Here is a 5,174-nt window from a genome sequence, read left to right as displayed (position 1 = left end):
ACCACCCGCGCGCGCCCCATCGCCAGCGCGGGCGGGGCCTGCTGGGCCAGCACCTCGCCCGACCAGGTCAGCCGCGCCATCCCGCGCGTCGCCAGCGCCGGGAGCGCCTCCATCAGCGCGGCCGATGGCGGCGGGCCGTCCGTCACCGAAATGTCCAGCCCGGCGCGCGTGTCGGTGACGGTCAGGGTCAGTTCGCCCTTGCGCGACCCGCCCAGCCGGGTGATGTCCTCCAGCAGCGGCAGTCCCGCGACGATTGCCGGCGTCAACACAAGACAACCCGGCACAGCCGTCAGCGCGTCGGACGCGCGCCCGTGAAAGCCCACCACCGCACCCGTGCGCGTGCGCCGCCCCGACAGCGCCGCACGCCGCCGTGATCGCGCTGGCGACGTGGCGATGCCCCGGACCGGTGCGTCCAGACCCTGCGCCGCCAGCGCGCGCGCGACCATGTCCCGCTTCCAGCCTGCCACGAAGGCGTCGGAGGCGTGGAGCAGCGCGCAGCCCCCGCAGGCGGCATAATGGGGGCAGGGCGGGTCCACCCGGTCGGGCGACGGTTCCAGCACCCGCGGCGCCACGATCCGGTCGCCTGCAAGTTCCCCCGCCACCCGCTCGCCGGGCAGGCAGCGCGCGGCATAGACCGGCCCTTCGGGCCCCGCCGCGATGCCGTCGCCATGGTGGCCCAGCCGGTCTGTCGTCACCTCGATCATGGGTTGCCCCTAGCCGCCGCGCCGCGCCGGGACAAGCCCGTGCGCCGGGGCGCGCGATTTGCCCGCGCGCCGGGGGCGCGACCCGCCCGCACCGGGGTTGCGCGCGGACTACTCGGCGGCGGCGATGAACCCGCCCGACTGCCGGTCCCAGTAGCGCGCGTAAAGCCCACGCCGCGCCAGCAATTCGCTGTGGGTGCCCTGTTCGACGATGCGGCCCGCATCCATCACGATGATCCGGTCCATATGCGCCAGCGTGCTCAGCCGGTGGGCGATGGCCAGCACGGTCTTGCCTTCCATCACGTGCTCCAGCGCCGACTGGATCGCGGCCTCGACCTCCGAATCCAGCGCGCTGGTGGCTTCGTCCAGCACGAGGATCGGCGCGTCCTTCAGGATGGCGCGGGCCAGCGCCACGCGCTGCCTTTGCCCGCCCGACAGCTTCACGCCGCGCTCGCCCAGATGCGCGTCGAAGCCCGTACGACCGTTGTGGTCGCGCAAGCCCGCGATAAAGTCGAGCGCCTCGGCCTTGGCCGCGGCCTCCATCAGTTCCGCCTCGGTCGCCTCTGGGCGGCCATAAAGGATGTTCTCCCGCGCGGATCGGTTGAACATCGCGGTGTCCTGCGTGACCATCGCGATCTGGCGGCGCAGGCTGACCTGCCGCACCTCGCGCACGTCGTGCCCGGCGACCAGCACCCGGCCCGCTTCCACGTCGTGCAGGCGCAAGAGCAGGCTGACCAGCGTGGACTTGCCCGCGCCCGAGGCACCCACGATGCCCAGCTTCTCGCCCGGTGCGATGTCCAGATCGATCCGCTCCACCCCGCCCACGTCGCGCCCATAGGCGAAGCCCACGCCATTGAAGCGCACGCCCGCCGGGCCACCCGGCAGGTCCACCGCACCCGGCGCGTCGGTCAGGGTGTGGGCTGGCGACAGGGTGCGCATCCCATCCTCCACCTCGCCCAGGCTCGCATAGATGTTCATCAGGGTAAAACTCACCCAGCCGGTCATCTGTGCGATACGGATGGCGATGGTGCCCGCGGCGGCGATGTCGCCCGCCGTCGCAGTGCCCTGCTGCCAGAACCACAGGGTCGCGCCGACCAGCAGCGCCGGCACCAATCCGGCTACGGTCATCAGCCCCAGCCGGAAGAAGGTCGTCACATGGCCGAATTCCATGGCCCGCGCGCGATAGGTGCCCATGGCACCCAGCGCCTTTTCGTCCTCAAGCGGATCGTTGGCGAAGAGCTTCACGGTGCGCATGTTGGACACCGTGTCCACGACCTGGCCCGAGGCCGCCGCCCGCGCGCCCGCGCGCCCCGCCGCGCGTCCGCGCACCTTGGGCAGCCACGATGCGATGAACCACAGATACAGCGCCACCCAGATCAGCAGCAGCGCGGCCGCCCGCCCGTCGATGGTCAGCAAAAGCGCGACCGACGCCACCACCGACGCCAGCGCATAGACCACCGTGTTCAGGCTTTCGACGGTGATATCCATGACCGCGCGGCTGGTCTGCATCTCCTTCTGGGCGATGCGCCCCGCGAAATCGTTGTCGAAGAACGTCACCGATTGCCCCAGCGTGTGCCGATGCAGCCGCGACAGGGTGAGTGTGTTGACGTTCGGCCCCACAACGACCGACTGCATCGCCGCCGACGCCCCGAGCGCGAGCGGCCGGATGACCACGACGATCAGCAGCATTCCAAGCAGAACTGGCGCGTTTTCGGCGAAGACCCGCTCCGGCCCGCTGCCAAGCGCGATGTCGACCACCGCGCCAAGCAGGAGCGCCATGACGACCTCCAGCGTGCCGGTGACGATGGCGATGATGCCGGCCACCCAGAGCATCGGTTCGGACCCGCGCAGGCACCAGCGCAGGAACGGCCAGAGCCGCGCTGGCGGGGCGGTATCGGCCGTCGCGAACGGGTCGATCCGGTTGCCGAGCCAGACCAGCCCCAGCCTGCTTGCCACGCCGTCTATGGTCATTCCGCCGCCTTTCCACCCCCGAGGGTCATTCCGCGGCCCTCGCGTCGCCATTTCCGTCGCCATCCCTGTCGTCGGTTCCGATGAACCCGCCCGACTGGCGTGTCCAGAAGCCCGCATAAAGCCCATCCCGCGCCATCAGGTCGGCATGGGTGCCGTCCTCGGCGATACGCCCGTCCTCCAGAACGAGTATCCGATCCATCGCCGCGATGGTGGACAGGCGGTGCGCGATGGCGATCACCGTCTTGCCGTCCATGACATCATACATGGTGCGCTGGATCTGCGCCTCAACCTCGCTGTCCAGCGCGCTCGTGGCCTCGTCCAGCACGAGAATCGGCGCATCCTTCAGGATCACGCGGGCCAGCGCCACCCGCTGACGCTGCCCGCCCGACAGTTTCACGCCACGCTCGCCCACATGGGCGTCATAGCCGCGCCGCCCCTGCGGATCGACCAGATCCTGAATGAACTCATGTGCCTCGGCCTTGCGCGCCGCGGCGATCATCGCGTCCTCGCCCGCGTCGGGACGACCATACAGGATGTTGTCGCGCACGGACCGGTGCATCAGGCTTGCGTCCTGCGATACCATCCCGATCTGCGCGCGCAGGCTGTCCTGCGTGACGCAAGCGATGTCTTGCCCGTCGATCTCTATCCTGCCCTTCTCGGCCGCGTAGAAGCGCAAAAGCAGCTTCACGAGCGTGGACTTGCCCGCGCCGGACCGGCCCACCAGTCCCATCTTCTCGCCCGGCCGCAGGGTGAAGCTGACACCGTTCAGACCGCCCGCGCCGCGCCCATAGTGGTGGTGCAGGTCGCGCACCGTGATCTCGCCAAGCTTAAAATCCAGCGGTACCGCGCCGGGCGCGTCCGGCATGTCGATGGGCTGGGCGATGGTCTCCATCCCCTCGGCCACGACGCCGAGCGAGCGGAAGAAGGAACTGACCGCCCACATGATCCAGCCGGTCATCGCATTGATCCGAAGGGTCAGCGCGGTCGCCGCCGCCACGACCCCCACGCTAGCCGTGCCTTGGACCCACATCAGGATCGCCCAACCGACGACCCCCACGATCAGCGCGCCGTTCAGCGCCGTGAGCCAGATGTCCATGACCGTGAAAATCCGCATCTCGCGGGCGAAGGTTTCGCGCGTCGTCTCGATCGCCTCTCTGGCGTAGTCGAGTTCGCGGTCGTGCTGCGCGAAGATCTTCACCGACTGGATGTTGGCGTAGCTGTCCACCACGCGCCCGGTGGTCATGGACCGCGCGTCGCTGGCGGCTTGTGACGCCGGACCGACGCGCGTAACCGTCCAGCGCACCAGCACCGCATAAGCCGCGAACCAGACCAGCAGCGGCAGTGCGAGGCGCGGGTCGGCATCCGCCAGCAGGATCGCCGCACCGATCAGATAGGCCAGCGCGAAGCTGAGCGCGTCGAAGACCTGGAACACGGCCTCGCCCGCCGCGGGCGGGGCCTGCATGATCCGGTTGGCGATGCGGCCCGCGAAATCGTTCTCGAACCAGCCCACGGACTGGCGCAGCACCTGCCGATGGGCGCGCCATCGAAAGAGCGTGCCGAAATTGGGCAGGATCGCGTTGTTGAGGATCAACACGTCCAGCGCCTGGATCGCCGGGCGCAGCAGCAGCAGGAACAGCGCCGCTGTGACCAGTTCCCACCCGTGCGCCGCCCAGACATCTGCGGGGTCGGTGCGCCCCAGCATGTCCACCAGCCGCCCCATGTACCAGATCAGCCCGACCTCGACCGCGGCCACGACGACCGACAGCACGCCTGCTACGACGAACACGCCCCGGAAGGGCCGCGCGTAGGCGCGCATGAACGGCCACAGCCGCCGGGGCGGCGCGTCGGTTTCGGGGTAGTCGACGTAAGGATCGACCAGTGTCTCGAAGAAGCGGAACATCGGGGCGGGGCCTTTGCGCGCGGGGCTTGTCCCGACACATAGCCCAGCTTTGCCGCGGACCCAACGGGCCGGGGGGCCTTGCGCGGTGCGCCGCCGCTCAGCCCCTGTTCACGGCGTCCAGCAGGGCCGCGCGGTCCAGCGCGAAGTCGGCGTCGATCCACAGCCGTTCCAGCCGCCGCAATTCCGCCCCCAGCGCCGGGCCGCGATGGGTGCGCATCAGGTCCGCCGCCTTGATCGGAAACACCGCCGCCGCCCCCTGCGCCAGCGCCGCCTCCAGCGCGCCGGGCGGCGCCGTGCCCGTCAGCGCGGCCCGCGCCAGCACGATGTCCCGCGCCGTGTCCGCCCCGTTCCGGAACGCCAGTTCCGCCGGACCGGCCAGCCCTTCGATCCCGTCGCGCAGGGTCGCCAGCCGTTTCGCCTCCGCCCGGCTCAGCCGCAGTGCCGCCGCCGCATCCGCCCCGCCCAGAACCGCGAGGCGCCGGATCGGGTCCGGCGCGGCCCCCGTCTCCATGGGCGCCCCGTGGTCACCCTCCAGCGCCACCAGAACCGGCAGCGCGCGCGCATCGGCACCGGGCAGCACGCGGCCCAGCACGCCCGCCTGC

The 5,174-nt window shown here is 70.6% G+C and carries 2 protein-coding genes and 2 pseudogenes; all 4 read right to left on the bottom strand.

Features of this window, described 5'->3' with window-relative positions; all coding sequences use genetic code 11:
• Positions 1 to 704: pseudogene (locus DDE13_RS21710) on the bottom strand (class I SAM-dependent RNA methyltransferase); the annotation flags it as partial.
• 108 nt (positions 705 to 812) lie between these two features.
• Positions 813 to 2,672, bottom strand: a complete 1,860-nt coding sequence (locus tag DDE13_RS21705; RefSeq protein ID WP_111406293.1) for an ABC transporter ATP-binding protein — start codon at positions 2,670 to 2,672, stop codon at positions 813 to 815.
• Positions 2,673 to 2,697: 25 nt separating this feature from the next.
• Positions 2,698 to 4,572 carry an ABC transporter ATP-binding protein gene (locus DDE13_RS21700; protein ID WP_111406292.1) on the bottom strand — a complete coding sequence of 625 codons (1,875 nt, stop codon included), beginning with the start codon at positions 4,570 to 4,572 and terminating at the stop codon, positions 2,698 to 2,700.
• A 97-nt stretch (positions 4,573 to 4,669) separates the two neighbouring features.
• Positions 4,670 to 5,174 (bottom strand): annotated as a pseudogene (locus DDE13_RS21695) (CCA tRNA nucleotidyltransferase); the annotation flags it as partial.

Origin of the sequence: Meridianimarinicoccus zhengii (assembly GCF_003254465.1) — a bacterium.
Taxonomy (GTDB): domain Bacteria; phylum Pseudomonadota; class Alphaproteobacteria; order Rhodobacterales; family Rhodobacteraceae; genus Meridianimarinicoccus; species Meridianimarinicoccus zhengii.
The sequence above is the reverse complement of the archived record's forward strand: the minus strand, read 5'-3'. Positions and strand labels throughout refer to the sequence as shown.

Bases quoted from the DNA above. Each gene is read 5' to 3' on its own strand.
- DDE13_RS21705 (WP_111406293.1), bottom strand. From the start codon at position 2,672: ATGACCATAGACGGCGTGGCAAGCAGGCTGGGGCTGGTCTGGCTCGGC.
- DDE13_RS21700 (WP_111406292.1), bottom strand. From the start codon at position 4,572: ATGTTCCGCTTCTTCGAGACACTGGTCGATCCTTACGTCGACTACCCC.